We start from the raw sequence: 18,381 nt of genomic DNA, 5'->3' as shown, positions 1-18,381 counted from the left end.
GGCTCGGTGCCGAGCCGGCCGATATAGGAAGTCTCGGCAACCGCGACCAGCGTCGTGCCGGCCATCGCGATCGCATTGGGAAGCGCGAGTTTCAACAGCGTCGGCAGGATCGGCGAGGTGAGGAGCGCATTGGCCGGCGCGGACGGAACGGCGACAGCGGGACGCATGTCGAGCGGGGCATCAATGGTCATGCGTCACGTCATCCAAATCGAATACATTACGGATGACATATTATCCGGCTGATGTGACGCAAGCCACCCCGCGCCGCTGCAGGGGTCACCACGGCAGGCCGCATAGGTCGATTATTCCATCGCGCGGCTTGCGCGTGAAATCGAACACGTATGGCGCCATCGCTTCGAAGCGAATCCTTCCCTCCGGCTGCTCGGCATAGACCTCGCCCTTGAACGCATGCCAGCCGCGCGCTTCATAAAACGCTTGATTGTGCGGTTCGCAGAACAGGATCGCAAATCGCACCGCCTCGTGGTCGCGCAGCGTCCTGATCGCGGCGTTCAGCGCCAGCGAGGCATAGCCGCGGCCGCGGCAATCCTGTCGGGTCGAAACGCCGCCGATGCCGCCGATTTGGACCCTGCGCCCGTCCCAGGTCGCGGTACGGAAGTAGATGCCGACATGGCAGGCGAGGCCCGGTTGTGCTGCGTCCTCCGGTGCGTCGATCAGGACGCGCAGGTCGGCATGCGCCCATTTGACATGCCCCCAGGACAATTTTTCCACGACATCGCGCGGCCAGACCGCCTGCATCAGCGATTCGGCCCGCTTCCATGAGGAATCCCCGTTCAGAACGTCGATCTCGATGCTCATTTCACGACCATGTTGTGCCAATCCTCAGGCCTTTCGTACCCTCGTCATACGCTGGACGGGCCATACCGGAGAACCCCTCCCGTTTTGCCAAATTGCGGTGTTTAAGCGCAATGGAACCTTCTATAAGAGGTCCCGTTAGACCACGTCTCCCATCAGTTCGGACATCACCCCATGACCTTCACGCTGCCCAATCTTCCCTATTCCCATGACGCCCTTGCGCCTCACATGTCCAAGGAAACGCTGGAATACCACCACGACAAGCATCACCAGGCTTACGTGACCAACGGAAACAACGCGATCAAGGGGACTGAATTCGAAGGCAAGTCCCTGGAGGAGATCGTCAAGGGTTCGTTCGGCAAGAATCCGGCCGTGTTCAACAATGCCGGCCAGCACTACAACCACCTGCACTTCTGGAACTGGATGAAGCCGAATGGCGGCGGCAGCAAGCTGCCCGGCCGTCTGGAAAAGAAGATCACCGAGGACCTCGGCGGTCTCGAGAAGTTCAAGGCCGATTTCGCCGCCGCCGGCGTGGGCCAGTTCGGCTCCGGCTGGTGCTGGCTGTCGGTCAAGAACGGCAAGCTCGAAATCTCCAAGACCGCGAACGGCGAAAGCCCGCTGGTCCATGGCGCCACGCCGATTCTCGGCTGCGACGTCTGGGAGCACTCCTACTACATCGATTATCGCAACCGCCGCCCCGACTATCTGAAGGCGTTCTGCGATCATCTGATCAACTGGGACTATGTCGACGAGCTGTACGGCAAGGCCGGAGCGTAAGGCACAGTCATTCCGGGGCGCGAAGCGAACCCGGAATCTCGAGATTCCGGCTTCGTCGCTTCGCGCCGCCCCGGAATGACAGCAGAACAAGTTCAAGGGGCGGTAGCTGCGGCTGCCGCCCTTTTCATTGGTACGTATGCCTTCCCATCCTTGCGGCCATCGCTTGCTTGCGGCACAAGCGGCGTGCTGGGTGACTTCGCTGACATGGGATAATGCTGGGATGAGCTATCTGCTGGTCTTTGTCGGTGGCGGCCTTGGTGCGACGCTGCGCCATCTCATCAACGTCACCTGCGCCCGCTGCATGGGCACCGGCTTTCCCTGGGGCACCTTCATCATCAACATCACGGGTTCGACCGTGATGGGGCTGATTGCCGGCTATCTCGCCTTCAAGGGCGAGGCCTCCCAGCCCTGGCGGCTGTTCCTGATGACCGGCATCCTTGGCGGCTACACCACGTTCTCGGCCTATTCGCTCGATGCGGCGCTGCTCTATGAGCGCGGTGAGCTCACCCTGGCGGCGCTTTACGTGATCGGCTCCGTCGTGCTCTCGATCGCCGGGTTGTTCGCCGGCCTTGCGCTGGTGCGCCAGCTCACCTGAACCGATAACCCGTACGAACACGGGGCGCGTGACGTCCCCGCATGGCGATGCCTGAGAAGCGCATGGGTATCGTGCGAGCTTCCGTTTGCGTCGTCACATCAGCGGGACTAAGCAGGGTGAACGAGCATCCCCCGCCCACACGATTGCCTTGTCAGAACCTCCGATAACAGATCCGGCGCCTGCCGATGACGCCGAGCCGAAGCCACGGCGTGCCCGCAAGCCGATCGGCTGGTCGATGATCGTGATCGGCGCGCTCGTCGCGGTTTGCGCGGCGATCGTCTGGCGGCGCGACGGCATCGACGGCGTGCTCAAGATCCTCACCCATGATCTCTGGTTGTTCGGCGAAATCATTCCGCGCGTGCTGGCCGGCTGCCTGCTGGGCGCCTTCATCGCGGAAATTCTGCCGCACGAAAAAGTCTCGCGCTCCCTCGGCCCGGAATCAGGCCTGAAGGGCTTGCTGATCGGAACCGCGTTCGGCGCAATCCTGCCCGGCGGCCCCTTCACCGCCTATCCGGTCGCGGCGGCGCTCTTGACTGTCGGCGCCGATTTCGGCGCCACCATCGCCATGGTGGTGAGCTGGACGCTGATCGGCTATGGCCGCGCGGTCGCGTGGGAGCTGCCGATCCTCGGCACGGAATTCACGCTGTGGCGCGCGGTGATCTCGCTGCCGATTCCGGTATTGGCAGGCTGGCTCGGCCGCTTCGTTTTCGTTCGGATCTACCCGAAGGGAGAGCCGTCGGAATGACGCTCTCCGCGCTGATCATCGACGTCACGCTGTGGGGCTCGGTCGCCGTCCTCGGCTTCATGGCCTGGCGGCGCGGCCGCGTCGTCCTGGTGTCGTCGGTGCGCGAAGGCTCGATGGACTTCATCAACATCGTGCCGCGCATTGCGCTCGGCGTGATCGGCTCGGGCTACATCGCCGCCGTCATCCCGCCGGAAGTCATCACCGGCTGGCTCGGGCCCGATAGCGGCTGGTTCGGCGTGCTGACCGCTGTCATCGCAGGGGCTGCGACGCCCGGCGGCCCGGTGGTCGGCTTCTCGATCGGCGCGGTGGCGCTGAAAGTCGGCGGCGGCACACCGCAGGTGATCGCCTATGTCGTCGCCTGGGCGCTGTTCGCCTTCCAGCGCATGATCCTCTGGGAAATCCCGTTCATGCCGGCAAGGTTCGTCTGGTTTCGCGCGGCGGTGTCCGTGCCGTTTCCGTTTCTGGCAGCGGCGATCGCGATGGTGATCGGCAAGCCGTGAGGCAAGTGAGGCTGGCCGCAGGCTTCCAATGAGAAGCTGAGATCACTATATTTGCAGGCATGACCCGCTTGCTCGAACAAGCCATTGAAGCCGTCTCTGCCTTGCCTGACGAGGCACAGGACGACCTCGCGCGAATTCTGTTGCAACTCGCAGGTGTGGATCAGCCACCCTGCGAACTCACACCTGAAGAAGCCGCCGACCTCGATGCTTCGCTGGCCGAAGCCGCGCAAGGTGAGTTCGCGACGGATGAAGAGGTCCGCGCTGTCTGGGCGAAGCATGGGCTGTGAAGGTTCGCTATACACGCCGCGCGCTCCGGCAACTGGCCGATATCCTCGACTACATTGATGCCCGTTCGCCGCAGGGCGCTGACAACGTCAAGCGGCGCCTCCATGCGGTGATTAATCTCCTCTCAGACCATCCGAATTCCGGGCGCCTTACCAACAGGAATGACATCCGCAGGGCGGTGGTAAGACCCTATCCCTATGTGATTTTCTATCGTCCCGACCCGACGGGTATTGTCGTCCACGGGATTCGGCATGCCGCGCGCAGACCGCTTTAGCGACTCTGAGCCTTGGTGTCTTCGTACCTCCGGCGGGAGCGAAGTCCCCGGAACCCCTGCCATATCCTTATCGTTAACAATTCATGAAAGCCGTGGGCGCCGCATTCGTTGCCGTGTTCGTGTTGTGGGTCGTTGACGTCAACTTCAACGGCAGCCGGTACACCAATGTTTTCGTGCAGATGATCCGGCCGGCGGCCTCATCGATTGGCATTCGGTTTTAAGGCGGCCGCGAAGTAGCGGCCCTGGTGATGCCTTCAGTTGGGCTTCGGCGCACGCGCGCCGGCGGGTATTGTCTTCGCGGCAATCCAGATCCCGAGCACGGCGAGCCACGCCGCGCACATCACGGCCAGCGGGTGAGACGGGACACCTGTCGCCGGCCACAATGCCCAAAGCCAATATGCTTGGGCAATCCCGGGCAGCAGGAACGTTGCGACCATGCCAGTAACGTTGGCGGCGGGCGCCATCACGAGGGTGCCCAGATGGACCATTGGAGTAAGCAGGACGAGTAGGAATTCGGAAATGGCGCGGAGCGATTGCCAATTCAGCCCCTGCAGAGAATGCGCGAGCGTGTAGGCGCCGATGAAGACGATGAGCCCGGCCAGGAAGCCTTCCGGCTTGTAGTGGTAAACCGCCAACCCGCCCATGCTGAGCGCCAGCGCATCGATCAGCCACTCGCGCAGGCTGTAGCCGCGCTCGGGCTCGGCAGGAGATTTCATTGGGTTGGCGTTCTCGGTCATCACGGCGATTGGTCGCGGCCATTTGCGGCCGCGTTCAAGCGAGGTGGCAGCCCGCCTTTGCGGGGCAAAGCAGGCCCCCCGGGGATTGGCCCGCAAGGGGTCGTCAGCGGCCGTTCCGGGCGCGTGGACTCCCGTAATGTTATAATATAACGTTCACCCATGTCCCACGCCCATCCCCACGACCACGCACATCACCACCACGGCCACGCCCATAGCCATGGCCCGGCGACGCCGCATCCGGCGCAGGCCGCGCCCTGGTCGATCCTGCGGATGACGGTCACGGCCCGGCTCGCCGCGGCGTTCGCGGTCTCGGCCGCGCTGTGGGCCGTCGTGCTGCTGGCGATGAGGTGAGCATGGCCGTGGAGATCAAATTCCGGAACGTCACGCTCGGATACGACCGCCACCCGGCGGTGCACCATCTCAATGGCGAGGTCGCGCCGGGTGCGCTGCTGGCCGTGATCGGGCCGAACGGCGCCGGTAAGTCGACGCTGTTGCGCGGGCTCGCCGGAATTCTGAAGCCGCTGTCGGGATCGATCGATCTCGGCGGCCTCGATAGCAGGGACATCGCCTATCTGCCGCAGAGCGTCGACATCGATCGCAGTTTTCCGATCTCGGTGTTCGATTTTGTTGGCAGCGGGCTGTGGCGTTCGACCGGTCCGTTCGGCGGCATCGGCAAGGCCGCGCGCGAGAAGATTTTGGCGGCGCTCGCCGCCGTCGGGCTCAACGGGTTTGAAAATCGCTCGATCGGCACGCTGTCGGGCGGGCAGATGCAGCGCATGCTGTTTGCGCGGGTGCTGCTACAGGACGCGCGCCTGATCGTTCTGGACGAGCCGTTCAACGCCATCGACGCCAAAACCTCGACGGACCTGATAGCGCTGGTCGGGCGCTGGCACGGCGAGGGGCGCACCGTGCTGGCGGCGCTGCATGATCTTGAGATGGTGCGAAGCCACTTCCCCGAAACCCTGCTGCTGGCGCGCGGGCCGGTCGCGTGGGGGCCGACCGCCGAGGCGCTGACGCCGGAAAACCTGCTGGTGGCGATGAAGATGTGCGAAGCCTTCGACGACAGCGCCGCGGCTTGCGCCGCCGATATGCCGTCGCGAGCGGCCTGATGCTGTACGACGCGCTGTTCGCGCCCTTCCTCGAATTCGAGTTCATGCGCCGCGCGCTTGCCGCCGTGACCGCGCTCGCGCTTGGCGCCGCGCCGATCGGTGTATTCCTCATGCTGCGGCGGATGAGCCTGGTCGGCGACGCCATGGCGCATGCGATCCTGCCGGGCGCGGCAATCGGCTTCCTGGTCTCCGGGCTCAACCTTTTCGCGATGACGACCGGCGGATTGATCGCGGGCTTCACGGTGGCGCTGCTCGCCGGCCTCGTCGCGCGCAACACCGAGCTGAAGGAAGACGCCTCGCTTGCGACCTTCTATCTGGTGTCGCTGGCGCTCGGCGTCACCATCGTCTCCATCAAGGGCACCAATATCGACCTGTTGCACGTGCTGTTCGGCAACATTCTTGCGATGGACGACCAGACGCTGCTCGTCATCGCCTTCAATGCCACCATCACGCTGCTGGTGATGGCGGTGATCTATCGCCCCCTGGTGATCGAATGCGTCGATCCCGTGTTTTTGCGCACCGTCAGCCGCGCCGGCGCGCCCGCGCATCTGGCGTTCCTGGCGCTGGTCGTCATCAACCTCGTCAACGGCTTTCATGCGCTCGGGACCTTGCTCGGCGTCGGCCTGATGATCCTGCCTGCGGGGATCGCGCGGTTCTGGTCGCGCGACATCACCGGCATGATCTGCATCGCGGTCGCGAGCGCCATTGTCTCCGGCTATGCCGGGCTGGTGCTGTCGTTCCAGACCAAGATTCCGTCGGGGCCCGCGATCATCCTGGTCGCCGCGGTGCTGTATGTCGTCTCGCTGTTGTTCGGCCCTGTCAGTGGTCTGGTCCGGCAGATGTTCCCCGGCCGGCATCTCGAGGCATAGTCATGATCCGGCTCTGGCTCATCGCTCTCGCCTTGATCGCGGCCATTGGCCCGGCCCGCGCTGCGGATCGCCTCAACGTCGTCGCCAGCTTTTCGATCCTCGGCGATCTCGTCCGCAATGTCGGCGGCGACCGGATCAGTGTTACGACGCTGGTCGGGCCCGATGGCGATGCGCACGTCTATGTGCCGACGCCGGCGGATGCCAAAAGGATGGCCGATGCCAGGCTCGTCTTCGTCAACGGCCTTGGATTCGAAGGCTGGATGTCGCGGCTGGCGAAGTCCGCCGGCGGCAAGGCTGATATCGTGACCGCGACGACGGGCATCACGCCGCTCAAGCTCGGCTCCAACGCCGATCCACATGCCTGGCAGTCCGTCGCCAATGCGAAGATCTATATCGCCAATATCCGCGATGCGCTGGTGGCCGCCGATTCCGCCAATGCCGAAGTCTACAAGACGAACGCGAACAGCTATCTGGCGCAGCTCGACGCGCTTGACCGCGAGGTGCGCGACGCGGTGGCGAAGATCCCGGAAGGCCGCCGCAAGGTGATCTCGACCCACGATGCCTTTGGCTATTTCGCGAGCGCCTATGGCATCGAATTCATCGCGCCGCTCGGCGTCTCGACCGAATCCGAGGCCAGCGCCCGCGACGTCGCGCGGATCATCACCCAGATTCGGGCCGCCAAAATACCGGCAGTTTTTATGGAAAATATCACGGACCCCCGGCTGATGGGCCGGATCTCGGCCGAGACCGGCGCCAAGGTCGGCGGAACGCTCTATTCCGACAGTTTAACGGGCGAAAAGGGCGATTCTCCCACTTACATTGCGATGGTCAGGCACAATATAAAGGCCCTGACCAGCGCGCTGAGCCCATAGGGCAGGGGCCTCCCTGCCTGCCGGCGCGCCACCATTTCCGTTCCGGAGCTGTTATGTCTGAATTGTCGTCCCAAAAAATTCCAGTGACCGTGCTGACGGGCTATCTCGGCGCCGGCAAGACCACGCTGCTCAACCGCATCCTGTCGGAAAACCACGGCAAGAAATACGCCGTCATCGTCAATGAATTCGGCGAGATCGGCATCGACAACGACCTCATCATCGGCGCCGACGAGGAAGTGTTCGAGATGAACAATGGCTGCGTCTGCTGCACCGTGCGCGGCGACCTCGTCCGCATCATGGACGGGCTGATGAAGCGCAAGGGCAAGTTCGACGCCATCATCGTCGAGACCACGGGCCTCGCCGATCCAGCGCCTGTGGCGCAGACCTTTTTCGTCGACGAGGACGTGCAGAAGAATGCGCGGCTCGATGCGGTGGTCACGGTGGCCGACGCGAAATGGCTCAGCGACCGTCTGAAGGACGCGCCGGAAGCCAAGAACCAGATCGCCTTTGCCGACGTCATCGTGCTGAACAAGACCGATCTCGTCTCCAAGCCGGAGCTTGCCGAAGTCGAAGCCCGGATTCGCGGCATCAACCCGTACGCAAAACTGCACCGCACCGAGCGCTGCAAGGTGGCGCTGGCAGATGTGCTGGAGCGCGGCGCGTTCGATCTGGATCGTATTCTCGAGATCGAGCCGGAATTCCTCGACGCCGGCGACGATCACGACCACGATCATCATCACGGCCATGACCATCATCACCACGATCACGGCCACAGCCATGGCGGGCTGAAGCACTATCACGACGAGGACATGCAATCGCTGTCGCTGCGCTCGGACAAGCCGCTCGACCCGACGCTATTCATGCCGTGGCTGCAAAACCTCGTCGCCACCGAGGGGCAGAAGATCTTGCGCTCGAAGGGCATTCTCGCCTTCACCGATGATGACGACCGCTACGTATTCCAGGGCGTTCACATGATGCTGGAAGGCGATCATCAGCGGAAGTGGAAGGAAGGCGAGCCGCGCGAAAGTCGCGTCGTCTTCATTGGCCGCGAATTGCCGGAAAAGGCGATCCGCGAGGGCTTTGAAGCCTGTATCGTCGCGTGATGACACAGTTCGATCCGGGCGAAAGGCTCTCCATCGCTTCCCTCACCGACCGGGTGCGGCGGCTCGCTATCGGCGTAACCGCAACCGCGGTGCATTTCCTCGGCGACACCGCGGTGTTCGTCGGCACCGAGGAAAACGCAGCCCTGGTAAGTCAAGCGGGCGAAATCTCGACCGTCGCCATTCATGGCGGCGGGATCCTCTGCACGACATCCGATGGCAAGCGCATCGTCACCGGTGGCGACGATGGCAAGGTCGTGACATTGAACGCCAAGGGCGAAGTAACGGTGCTCGCGACCGATGCCAAGCGGCGCTGGATCGACAATGTCGCGCTGCATCCCGATGGCGCGTTTGCCTGGTCGGCTGCGAAGACGGCGTTCGTCCGCAGCGGCAAGGGCGAGGAGAAAACCTTCGACGCGCCGTCAACCGTCGGCGGGCTCGCCTTCGCGCCGAAGGGGCTGCGCGTTGCAATCGCTCATTACAACGGTGTGACGCTGTGGTTTCCCAACATGGCGGCAAAACCGGAATTTCTGGAATGGGCCGGCTCGCATCTCGCCGTCACCTTCAGTCCCGACAACAAATTCCTGGTCACCGCCATGCATGAGCCGGCGTTGCATGGCTGGCGGCTTGCGGACAACCGCCACATGCGGATGAGCGGCTATCCCGGCCGCGTGCGCTCGATGTCATGGAGCACCGGCGGCAAGGGGCTTGCCACGTCGGGTGCGGACACCGTGATCATCTGGCCGTTCACCAGCAAGGACGGCCCGATGGGCAAGGAGCCCGCGATGCTGGCGCCGCTGCAGGCGCGTGTCTCCATGGTCGCCTGTCATCCGAAGCAGGACATCATGGCCGCAGGCTATAGCGACGGCACCGTGCTGATCATCCGGCTTGAGGACGGCGCAGAAATCCTGGTGCGCCGCAATGGCAGCGAAGCGGTCTCGGCGCTGGCCTGGAACGCGAAGGGCACGCTATTGGCCTTCGGCACCGAGGACGGTGACGCCGGGATGCTGGAGTTCTAGGCAAGATTGCTGCGCTGGTTCCCGCGGGAACCATGCGCGGTACCGGCCGTTGAATCCACGAACAACTTCGTGGATCGAACGACATGCCTGCCGATGACCGCCAACGCGAATACCGTAGGGATATGCTGGTCGCATCCATGCTGATTGCGACGGGCCTTGTCATTTCGGCGCTATCGCTGACCGAAATCAGCGCCGGCGATCCGCAACGGCTAGCGCAGGCGACGCCGCCGACGCAATCGACGCCGGGCGCTGAAACCAAACCGACCGGGCCGCCACCCGAGCCACCCACGACCGGTCAACGTCCGTCGGACACCCGGCCGCAGCCGGCCCGCCCCGATCCGGACGCGCAGAAGTCGGGCGCCCAGCCCGCGTTGCCGCCCGCGCCGGCGGAGAAGGTTGCGCCGCCGATCCGCGAGAAGTGATCCCACTTCCACAGCATTGATTGTGCAATCGCAAAATCGTGGGCTGCCGAAGCCGCGGCGCGCTTGCTGACGCATTCCTGTGCAGCCCATCTGCCCCGTCCGCTCGTATCAATTGGTAGGAGGGGGCGGAGGCACGGCCTTCGAACGCCTTGTGTTGATCCCCAACAAGCGGTTAGGCTTGCTGCAACAAACAGCCGGCAGGTCGAAAAACAGCCGGCAAGTCAGGGAGTGACGCATGCGTGAGTTAACGCCTGATACGATCACGGACGCCGTGCTCGACCAGATGGCGACGACGCCGGACCCACGCCTCAAGACGATCATGGCTTCGGCGGTCAAGCACCTCCATGCGTTCGCCCGCGAGGTCAATCTGACGCCGGCGGAATGGATCAAGGGCATCGAATTCATGACCGCCGCCGGCAAGATGTGCTCGCCGGAGCGGCAGGAATTCATCCTGCTGTCCGATACGCTCGGTCTCTCCGCGCTCGTCAACGGTCTGCATGACGCCACCGCCCTGGAAGATGCCACCCATACCAGCCTGCTCGGCCCGTTTTACCGCGAGGCCACCCCGACCCTGGCGGCAGGCGCCTCGATCGCTAAAAATCCGAAGCCCGGCAGCGAATGCGTGCTGTACGGCCGCGTCACCGATGCCACCGGCAAGCCGGTCGGCAACGCCACCGTCTCGATCTGGCAGACCGGCGCCGACGGTCTCTATGACATCCAGGCCAGCGCGACCTCGGTCGATTACCGTGGTGTATTCACGACTGACGCCAACGGCGTCTATGTGCTGCGCACGGTCAAGCCGCTCGGCTATTCGATCCCGATGGACGGACCCGTCGGCACCATGGTGAAGGCGCAGGCGCGGCATGGCATGCGGCCGGCGCATATTCACTTCCTGGTCGGCGCCGCGGGCTATCGCGAACTCGTCACCGCGCTCTATCTGCGCGACGATCCCCATCTGGCCGATGACGTCGTGTTCGGCTCGTCCGGCGATCTCGCCGTCGACGTGGTCGCCAACGATCCGGACTGCCCGATCAAGGACATGCCGAGCATCCGCTTCGACATGCGCCTGTCGCGCGAAAGCGAAGCCGACAAGACCAGCGGGCGCGTCGGCGCCGATCCGTCGGCCATCATGAAACAGGCCAAAGGCGAACCCGCCCCGGCGGGCTAGTCCGGGACCTGACACGATCCACTTCATCGCAGCCGGGCGAAGATCCGGCGGAAGCAGAACGACAACGGTACATGAGGGGGAATTGATGAAACGCAGAACATTCCTGGGCGGTGCCATGGCTGTCGCCGTGGTTGGACACGGCTCGAGCGCTTTTGCGCAGCAGCCGCCGATCAAGATCGGCATGTCGATGCCGCAGACCGGCGGCCTCGCCGGTGGCGGCAAGGCGTCGCTGCTCGGCATCGAGATCTGGCGCGACGACATCAATGCGAAAGGCGGCTTGCTCGGCCGCAAGGTCGAACTCGTCGTCTATGACGACAAGTCGAGCGCCTCGGAGACGCCGGCGATCTACGCCAAGCTGGTCGACGTCGACAAGGTCGATTTGTTGTTCGCGCCCTATGCGACGGTGCCGACCGCGCCGATCATGCCGTTCGTCAAGCAACGCGGGTTGCTCTTGATGGGCAATTTCTCGTTCCAGGTGAACAGCAAGGTCGGCCACGACATGTGGTTCAACAATGCGCCCTGGGGGCCGGCCGATAGCTGGGCGGCCTCGTTCCTCGATCTGGCGCAGAAGGCCGGCGGCAAGAACATGGCGCTGCTGACGGCGGATCAGGAATTCGCGCAGAACCTCGCGCTCACCGCGCGGGATGTTGCCAAGAAGCGCAACATCCCCGTGGTCTTCGACCAGGTCTATCCGCCGAACACGGTGGAATTCGCCTCCATCATCCGCGCGCTCAAGGCCGCCAAGCCCGACATCGTCTATGTCGCGTCCTATCCGCCTGATTCCGCCGGCATCCTGCGCGCTGTGAACGAGATCGGGATCGGCGACGATGTCAAGATTTTCGGCGGCGGCATGGTCGGCCTGCAATTTGCTGCCGTGATGTCGAACCTCGGCTCGCTGCTCAACGGTGTCGTGAACTACAATACGTGGCTGCCGGAAAAGAGCATGTATTTCGACGGCACCAAGGAATTTTTCGACAAGTACACCAAGCGGGCCATCGAAGCCAAGGTCGATCCGCTCGGCTATTATCTGGCGCCGTTCGGCTATGCGATGGGCGAGATGATCGCAGCCGCGGTCAATTCCACCAGATCGCTCGACCAGAAGGGCATCGCCAAATATCTGCGCGAGAACGAGCACAAGACCATCGTCGGCCCGATTGCTTTCGCAGCCGATGGCGAGCGCAAGGAAACTGCGACGCTGCAGGCGCAGTTCCGGGGTGTGAAGGACAAGGACATCGAACAGTTCCGGTCCTCCGGTAAGCAGGTGATCCTGTTCCCCGACAAGCTGAAGACGGGCGATCTCATCAGTCCCTTCGAGGCGGCGCGAAAGTAGGCCTCGTGGCTTTTCCGGCTCGGAGCCAAGGGGGGACCTGAATTGTTTTCGATGGACCTGCTGCTTGGCGCAGTGGTGCTCGGGGTGCTGCTCGGCTGCTTCTATGCAGCCGTCAGCGTCGGCCTGTCCGTCTCGTTCGGACTGCTCGACGTTCCCCATGTCGCGCACCCGGCCTTCCTGGTGCTCGCCTCCTATGGCGTGTACCAGCTCAACGACAGCTACGACCTCGATCCGTTGCTGGCGGGCCTCGCCATCACGCCGCTGCTCTTCCTGTTCGGCCTGCTGGCCTACCGCGTCTACTACGAGACCTTCGAGAAGCGAGGCAGCGACGCCGGCGTCCGCGGCATCGCGTTCTTCTTCGGCATCGCCTTCATCATCGAAGTCCTGATCATCCTGCAGTTCGGCGTCGACCAGCGCTCGGTCACGGCGACCTATATCGGCAAGTCCTGGCGGTTCGGCGAGTTTCGGATACCGATCCGGCAGCTGGTCGCGTTCGCGGTGGCGCTGGCGCTCACGGTGGTGCTGGCGGTCTATTTGTCGAAAACCTTCATGGGCCGTGCCATCCGTGCGGTGGCTCAGGACGAGGAGGCGCTGCGGCTGATGGGGGCCAATCCGGTCCGCATCAAGCAATTTGCCTTCGGCATCGCCACCGCCGTGCTCGGGATCGCCGGCGCGCTCCTGATCATCGTTGCCCCGGTCGAGCCGACGCTCGATCGCGCCTATATCGGGCGCACCTTCTGCGTCGTCGTCATGGCTGGGCTCGGCAGCATCAGCGGCACGCTGATCGCCGCCATCATCCTCGGCGTCGCCGAATCCATCGTGCTGACGATGTTCGGCGCCTCCTGGGCGCCGGCGATCTCGTTTGCCATGCTGCTCGCCGTGCTCGCCGTCCGCCCGCAAGGTCTGCTCGGCCGATGAACAAGCGCAGCCACAGCATCGCATTCTGGGCGGGGATAGCGGTCTTCCTCGTCGCCGTGCTGTCGATGACGCAGATCGTCCGCAACGAATATCCGTTCTTCGCCGGTTACGTCATCCTGCAATTTATCGCGTTAGCCGTCGCTTGGACCATCCTCGGCGGCTATGCCGGCTACGTCAATTTCGGCACCAACGCCTTTTTCGGTGTCGGCGTCTACACGGCGGTCGCGCTGTTCAAGGCGACGGGGGCGCCGCTCGTGGTGCAGATCGCCGCTGCCGCCGTCGTCGGCATGCTGCTCGGCTTTGGCGTCGGCCTGCTTACCTTGCGGATGCGCGGCATCTTCTTCTCGATCGCGACCATTGCGCTCGCGATCATCATCGAAACCTTTGTGATGAACTGGCGCTTCGTCGGCGGTGCGGCCGGCATCCAGTTGCAGCGGCCGCCGGTGATGGCGCCGTTCGACAGTTACGTGAAGATGCTGTTCTTCGTGCAGGCCGTCCTGGTGGTCATTGCCGTCGGGATCGCGCGCTACATCCAGAATTCCCGGATGGGCCGCGGCCTGCAGGCGCTTCGGGATGATGAACTTGCTGCCGAATGCACGGGTGTGCCGACTTTGAAGCTCAAGCTGGTGGCCTGCATGATCTCGGGCGCACTGATGTCGGCGGTCGGAGCGCCGGCCGCAATGTATCTGCAATACGCCGACCCGTCCTCCGCGTTCAATCTCACTTATTCCGTCTCTGCGCTTGCCATGTCGCTGATCGGCGGTACCGCGCACTGGATCGGCCCGGTGCTCGGTGCCATCCTGCTCGGCTCGACGCAGCAGTTCCTTGCCGTGACGATCTCGTCGGAAGTCAACGTGCTGGTGCTCGGCATCATGCTGGTGCTGTTCGTGGTCGGGGCGCCCAAGGGCATCATCGGCCTGTTGCGGCCGCGCTACCGCCTGCGCGCGGGAGGCAAGCAATGACGACAGCCGCACCCGACGCGCCGTTGCTGCAGGTGGGAACGCTTACCAAGACTTTTGGCGGCTTCACCGCGCTCGACAATATCAGCGTCAACATCAAGAAGGGCGAACGCTTCGGCCTGATCGGTCCGAACGGCTCGGGCAAGACCACGCTGATCAACTGCATCTCCGGCGCGTTGAAACCGCAGGCCGGCAGCGTGGTGTTCTGTGGCGAAGACATTACCCAGTTGCCGCCGCACCTGCGCGCCCGCCGCGGCATCGCCCGCAGCTTCCAGATCCCGCGTCCCTTCAAGAGCATGACGGTGCTCGAAAACCTCATGGTCGGGCTCGACTTCGCCGCCGCCGGTTCAACTGCTGCGGAGGAAGAAATCGCGATGTCGATTCTGACGCGGATGGGGCTCGCCTCCAAGGCCGGCGCTCCGAGCGACGCGCTGAGCCAGGTCGAACTGCGCAAGATGGAGCTTGCCCGCGCCATGGCGGTGCGGCCAAAGCTCCTGATCTCCGACGAGGCGATGGCGGGGCTGTCCTCTTCCGAAGTCGACGAAGTGCTCGACCTCCTGATCAGCCTCGGCGAGGAAGACATCACCATCATCATGATCGAGCACATCATGCAGGCCGTGATGCGCTTTTCGGAACGGGTAATGTGCCTCGACGCCGGCAAGATCATCGCACTCGGCGAGCCGGCCGAGGTGATGGCCAACAAGCGGGTGCAGGAGGCCTATCTTGGCACTTAGCCTTGCCATCGAAGGTCTCGATGCCGGCTACGGCGCCGTCAAGGCGCTGCGCGGCGTCACGCTGCATGTCGAGGCCGGCGAGACCGTGGCGTTGCTGGGCACCAACGGCAACGGCAAGAGCACGCTGATGAAGTGCGTCATGGGGCTGGTTCGCCCCGACAGCGGCCGGCTGGCGCTCTCGATCGACGGCGTGGCGTATGACCTCACAAAACTCTCGCCCGAGGCGATCGTCGATCTCGGCGTGGCGCTGGTGCCGGAGGGACGGCGGCTGTTTCCGAAGCTGACGGTGACGGAAAACCTGATGCTCGGCGCTTTCAGGAAAATGGCCCGCAGCGCCATCCAGCAGAATCTCGCGCTCGTGTTCGAGACCTTTCCGGTGCTGAAGGAGCGGCGCAGCCAGCTCGCCGGCACCATGTCCGGCGGCCAGCAGCAGATGCTGGCGATTGCTCGCGCGCTGATGTCCTCGCCGCGGCTGCTTCTGATCGACGAGCCCTCGGTCGGGCTGTCGCCGCTACTGGTGTCGCAGACCATTGCCAAGATCGGCGAACTCAAGCAGCGCGTGGGATTGACCGTGCTGATGGCGGAACAGAATTTCAACCAGGCGATCCGCATCGCCGACCGCGGCTATATCATCGTCCACGGCGAGATCGCGGTCGCCGCGCAGTCCGTCGACGAGTTGAAGGCCAACGACATCGTCAAGCGGCTCTATCTCGGCGGCGTCGCCTGACCGTTATGACGGCATCGTGACGTTGTGCCGATTCTTCAGCCTCGCTTGCTGCCATCGTCTGCCCCATAATCTCATTGCGTCAGTTCAGTTGACAAATGGGGCAGGCCATGAAGATCGATGACGTCAGGCGAACCGCCTATTCGATGCCGCTGACCAACCCTGCGTTTCCGCCAGGGCCGTACCGTTTCTTCAACCGCGAATTTTTCGTCATAACCTACCGCACCGACCCCGAGGCGCTTGCCGCCGTGGTGCCCGAGCCGCTCGAGGTCGCGGAGGCCGTCGTCAAATACGAATTCATCCGCATGCCCGACTCGACCGGCTTCGGCGATTACACCGAGACCGGCCAGGTCATCCCGGTCCGTTTCAAGGGGGAAGAGGGCATCTACGTTCATTCGATGTACCTGGACGACGAAGGGCCGATCGCCGGCGGCCGCGAACTCTGGGGATTTCCGAAGAAACTGGCGAAGCCGAAGATCGCCGTCGAGAGCGACGTGCTGGTCGGCACCTTGCATTACGGCTCGGTGCTGTGCGTCTCCGCCACCATGGGCTACAAGCATCGCGCGGTCGACCACGACGCCGTGCTGAAAGCGATGAAAGCGCCGAACTTCATGCTCAAGATCATCCCGCATGTCGACGGCACCCCGCGGATCTGCGAACTGGTGCGCTATTATATCGAGGACATCACGCTGAAGGAGGCCTGGACCGGCCCCGCCGCGCTCGGCCTGTTCCCGCACGCGCTCGCCGATGTGTCGCGGCTGCCGGTGCGCGACGTGGTCTCCGCGCTGCATTTCAGGGCCGACCTGACGCTGGGGCTCGGAACGGTGGCGTTCGACTACATGGCGAAGTGACCTTACCAGCGGAGCAACGACGTTTTCATGATGCTGGGTCCCGAGCTGGCTAGGTCATGTAAGCAACCGGTTGCCGACGACGGATGCGGTAGACCGATGCTGGAGGGATGTTGAGCGCCGTTCGTCCGACCAAACTCGCCTTGAGCCCCAGACGGTCCAGGATAGGCCGGGGCACTGGGCAGCTCACGCCATAAGTGAACTGATAGAAAGTGCCGCCCTCCTTCATATGCCGAAACGCTCCGGTGAGGATCGCCATCACTTTGCGCGGCGTCATCGACAGCAACGGCAAGCCGCTAACGACGGCCCCGGCTGGAGCCATAAAGGGCTCATATTGGGTGAGTTGGGAAGCATCCATCCATAGTACCCGCGCACTGGGGAAGCGCTGCTGCAGCAGGCGCATGAAGTCCGAACCGTATTCAATGAGCAGCAGATCTGACTCAGCAACACCCCGTCGCAGAAGCGCTTTGGTGAAGACGCCTGTGCCTGGTCCCAACTCAATGACCGGCCCGTCACCGGGCTTGATTTCGCTGGTTATCAGGCGTGCCAATGTCTGCCCGGAGGGCGCAACGGCGGAAACACGCCTCGGATTTTCAATCCANNNNGGCTCGGAAAAAGCCGACAAAGTCGTTGCATGTGATGGCGGTCATTTGAATANCCCTCCCTCTCAGCCTTACAGTACGAAACGTATCCCTGACATGCGTTCGAGCTCATCGAAGAGGATGCGAGCGGCCGCAACGTCATCGGCTACAGGCGCCGTCCTGGATTCGACAGGGTGTCCGCGAAGCTCCGCAAATCCGCCTGGCCCGTAGTAGCCGCCAGGCTTGGCGTCCTTTAGCGTTGCGGCCATTAGTGTTGGTTCAGCGCCCATGGCCGCGCTTTGCAGCAGCGGGTACATGGCTAAAGCCGAGAGCCTCATGAGGAAACTTGTGTCCGCAAATAGATTCGTCTTCGATGCCCCCGGGTGACTAATGGTCGAGAGCAAGCGGCCTCCGGCACGCCTCTGCAATTCTCTGGCGAAGAGAATGTTGGCGAGCTTCGTCTTCGCGTATGCCTTTATCGGCTTATAGTTTTGCTTTGAATCGAGATCCGGGATGGGGACCGGTCCGCCGATCGCGTGCGTGCCGGACGCTACGGTGACGAGACGCGGTGCTGGTGATTGAAGGAGCGCCGGAAGCAGCAAGCCTGTCAGGCTATATGGTCCCAGGACGTTGGTCGCAAATTGCATTTCATGGCCGTCTTGGGTCTCGCGTCGATCCGGAAGCGCCATGACGCCTGCATTGTTGATCAGTATGTCGAGTGGCCGAGACAGCGTCAGTTGGCTGTCTGCAAACGCTTTGACGGACGCCGGATTCGACAGGTCAAGCGTACCGGCGTGGACGCTGGCGCCAGGCGCTATGGCAAGGATACGGTGGACTGCATCTGCAGCCTTGGCCTCGTTGCGAGAGGCGATTGTCACCTCCGCCCCTGCGCGTGCCAGTTCTAATGCCGCGTGCCAGCCAATGCCACTGTTGGCTCCGGTCACGATAACGCGCTTTCCGGTCTGTGAAGGGATGTCCTTCACCGTCCATGCCTTGGTCATA

The 18,381-nt window shown here is 63.3% G+C and carries 23 protein-coding genes and 2 pseudogenes; 20 read left to right on the top strand and 5 right to left on the bottom strand.

From position 1 onward, the window contains the following. Both CQ14_RS46845 and CQ14_RS27995 read right to left on the bottom strand, forming a co-directional pair. A pseudogene (locus CQ14_RS46845) lies at positions 1–191 on the bottom strand (MATE family efflux transporter); the annotation flags it as partial. Positions 192–276: 85 nt separating this feature from the next. Then, positions 277–816 (bottom strand): GNAT family N-acetyltransferase, encoded by a 540-nt coding sequence (locus CQ14_RS27995; RefSeq protein ID WP_057861037.1) that lies wholly within the window; start codon positions 814–816, stop codon positions 277–279. 171 nt (positions 817–987) lie between these two features. Between CQ14_RS27995 and CQ14_RS27990 the strand changes: the two genes are divergently transcribed. From CQ14_RS27990 to CQ14_RS27965, 6 genes are all read left to right on the top strand, one after another. Continuing rightward, positions 988–1,590 carry a superoxide dismutase gene (locus tag CQ14_RS27990; protein WP_057838947.1) on the top strand — a complete coding sequence of 201 codons (603 nt, stop codon included), beginning with the start codon at positions 988–990 and terminating at the stop codon, positions 1,588–1,590. A 220-nt stretch (positions 1,591–1,810) separates the two neighbouring features. Further along, the gene (gene crcB, locus CQ14_RS27985; RefSeq protein ID WP_057861036.1) at positions 1,811–2,185 is read left to right on the top strand and encodes a fluoride efflux transporter CrcB; all 375 of its coding nucleotides are present in this window, start codon (positions 1,811–1,813) and stop codon (positions 2,183–2,185) included. A 148-nt stretch (positions 2,186–2,333) separates the two neighbouring features. After that, positions 2,334–2,930, top strand: coding sequence for a permease (locus CQ14_RS27980; protein WP_057861035.1), 597 nt, complete (start codon positions 2,334–2,336; stop codon positions 2,928–2,930). After that, a complete protein-coding gene (locus tag CQ14_RS27975; protein WP_057861034.1) occupies positions 2,927–3,430 on the top strand; it encodes a hypothetical protein in 504 nt (167 codons plus the stop codon). Before CQ14_RS27980 ends, CQ14_RS27975 begins: the two co-directional genes overlap by 4 nt. 59 nt (positions 3,431–3,489) lie before the next feature. Continuing rightward, a complete protein-coding gene (locus CQ14_RS27970; RefSeq protein WP_057861033.1) occupies positions 3,490–3,717 on the top strand; it encodes a hypothetical protein in 228 nt (75 codons plus the stop codon). Beyond that, positions 3,714–3,989 (top strand): type II toxin-antitoxin system RelE/ParE family toxin, encoded by a 276-nt coding sequence (locus CQ14_RS27965; RefSeq protein ID WP_082650057.1) that lies wholly within the window; start codon positions 3,714–3,716, stop codon positions 3,987–3,989. The genes CQ14_RS27970 and CQ14_RS27965 overlap by 4 nt, the downstream gene beginning before the upstream one ends. 254 nt (positions 3,990–4,243) lie before the next feature. On the opposite strand, the gene CQ14_RS27960 is transcribed toward CQ14_RS27965, so the two are convergent. Next, positions 4,244–4,726: a hypothetical protein gene (locus CQ14_RS27960; protein WP_057861031.1), complete on the bottom strand. Its 483-nt coding sequence runs from the start codon at positions 4,724–4,726 to the stop codon at positions 4,244–4,246. Positions 4,727–4,885: 159 nt separating this feature from the next. On the opposite strand from CQ14_RS27960, the gene CQ14_RS27955 reads away from it, so the two are divergent. The 14 genes from CQ14_RS27955 to CQ14_RS27890 all read left to right on the top strand — a co-directional run bounded on the left by CQ14_RS27955 (position 4,886) and on the right by CQ14_RS27890 (position 16,801). Beyond that, entirely contained in the window at positions 4,886–5,077 is a 192-nt protein-coding gene (locus CQ14_RS27955; protein ID WP_057861030.1) for a hypothetical protein, read from the top strand. Positions 5,078–5,079: 2 nt separating this feature from the next. Then, positions 5,080–5,835 carry a metal ABC transporter ATP-binding protein gene (locus tag CQ14_RS27950; RefSeq protein ID WP_057861029.1) on the top strand — a complete coding sequence of 252 codons (756 nt, stop codon included), beginning with the start codon at positions 5,080–5,082 and terminating at the stop codon, positions 5,833–5,835. Continuing rightward, complete coding sequence (locus tag CQ14_RS27945; protein WP_057839003.1) at positions 5,835–6,704, top strand: metal ABC transporter permease; 870 nt, start codon at positions 5,835–5,837, stop codon at positions 6,702–6,704. Before CQ14_RS27950 ends, CQ14_RS27945 begins: the two co-directional genes overlap by 1 nt. 2 nt (positions 6,705–6,706) lie before the next feature. Beyond that, complete coding sequence (locus tag CQ14_RS27940) at positions 6,707–7,576, top strand: metal ABC transporter substrate-binding protein (RefSeq protein WP_057861028.1); 870 nt, start codon at positions 6,707–6,709, stop codon at positions 7,574–7,576. A gap of 53 nt (positions 7,577–7,629) precedes the next feature. Continuing rightward, on the top strand, positions 7,630–8,679 hold the full coding sequence (locus CQ14_RS27935) for a CobW family GTP-binding protein (RefSeq protein ID WP_057861027.1): 1,050 nt from the start codon (positions 7,630–7,632) through the stop codon (positions 8,677–8,679). Further along, on the top strand, positions 8,679–9,695 hold the full coding sequence (locus CQ14_RS27930; protein WP_057861026.1) for a WD40 repeat domain-containing protein: 1,017 nt from the start codon (positions 8,679–8,681) through the stop codon (positions 9,693–9,695). Before CQ14_RS27935 ends, CQ14_RS27930 begins: the two co-directional genes overlap by 1 nt. A gap of 83 nt (positions 9,696–9,778) precedes the next feature. Then, on the top strand, positions 9,779–10,117 hold the full coding sequence (locus CQ14_RS27925) for a hypothetical protein (RefSeq protein ID WP_057861025.1): 339 nt from the start codon (positions 9,779–9,781) through the stop codon (positions 10,115–10,117). Positions 10,118–10,352: 235 nt separating this feature from the next. Further along, positions 10,353–11,285, top strand: coding sequence for a dioxygenase family protein (locus tag CQ14_RS27920; protein WP_057861024.1), 933 nt, complete (start codon positions 10,353–10,355; stop codon positions 11,283–11,285). A gap of 85 nt (positions 11,286–11,370) precedes the next feature. After that, on the top strand, positions 11,371–12,615 hold the full coding sequence (locus CQ14_RS27915) for an amino acid ABC transporter substrate-binding protein (RefSeq protein WP_063800432.1): 1,245 nt from the start codon (positions 11,371–11,373) through the stop codon (positions 12,613–12,615). Between the two features lie 51 nt (positions 12,616–12,666). Beyond that, the gene (locus CQ14_RS27910; RefSeq protein ID WP_245320556.1) at positions 12,667–13,533 is read left to right on the top strand and encodes a branched-chain amino acid ABC transporter permease; all 867 of its coding nucleotides are present in this window, start codon (positions 12,667–12,669) and stop codon (positions 13,531–13,533) included. Beyond that, entirely contained in the window at positions 13,530–14,495 is a 966-nt protein-coding gene (locus CQ14_RS27905; protein ID WP_057861022.1) for a branched-chain amino acid ABC transporter permease, read from the top strand. The genes CQ14_RS27910 and CQ14_RS27905 overlap by 4 nt, the downstream gene beginning before the upstream one ends. Further along, positions 14,492–15,226, top strand: a complete 735-nt coding sequence (locus CQ14_RS27900; protein ID WP_057861021.1) for an ABC transporter ATP-binding protein — start codon at positions 14,492–14,494, stop codon at positions 15,224–15,226. The genes CQ14_RS27905 and CQ14_RS27900 overlap by 4 nt, the downstream gene beginning before the upstream one ends. Beyond that, positions 15,216–15,953 carry an ABC transporter ATP-binding protein gene (locus tag CQ14_RS27895; RefSeq protein WP_057861020.1) on the top strand — a complete coding sequence of 246 codons (738 nt, stop codon included), beginning with the start codon at positions 15,216–15,218 and terminating at the stop codon, positions 15,951–15,953. Before CQ14_RS27900 ends, CQ14_RS27895 begins: the two co-directional genes overlap by 11 nt. 107 nt (positions 15,954–16,060) lie before the next feature. After that, a complete protein-coding gene (locus CQ14_RS27890; protein WP_057861019.1) occupies positions 16,061–16,801 on the top strand; it encodes an acetoacetate decarboxylase in 741 nt (246 codons plus the stop codon). A gap of 49 nt (positions 16,802–16,850) precedes the next feature. Here CQ14_RS27890 and CQ14_RS46840 read toward each other — a convergent pair. Together CQ14_RS46840 and CQ14_RS27880 are read right to left on the bottom strand one after the other, a co-directional pair. Continuing rightward, a pseudogene (locus CQ14_RS46840) lies at positions 16,851–17,399 on the bottom strand (class I SAM-dependent methyltransferase); the annotation flags it as partial. A 72-nt stretch (positions 17,400–17,471) separates the two neighbouring features. Continuing rightward, the gene (locus tag CQ14_RS27880; RefSeq protein ID WP_057861018.1) at positions 17,472–18,380 is read right to left on the bottom strand and encodes an oxidoreductase; all 909 of its coding nucleotides are present in this window, start codon (positions 18,378–18,380) and stop codon (positions 17,472–17,474) included. Between the last annotated feature and the right edge of the window lies 1 nt (position 18,381).

It is taken from the genome of Bradyrhizobium lablabi (assembly GCF_001440475.1).
Classification (GTDB): Bacteria; Pseudomonadota; Alphaproteobacteria; order Rhizobiales; family Xanthobacteraceae; genus Bradyrhizobium; species Bradyrhizobium lablabi.
This window is presented reverse-complemented; position numbering and strand designations above follow the sequence as displayed.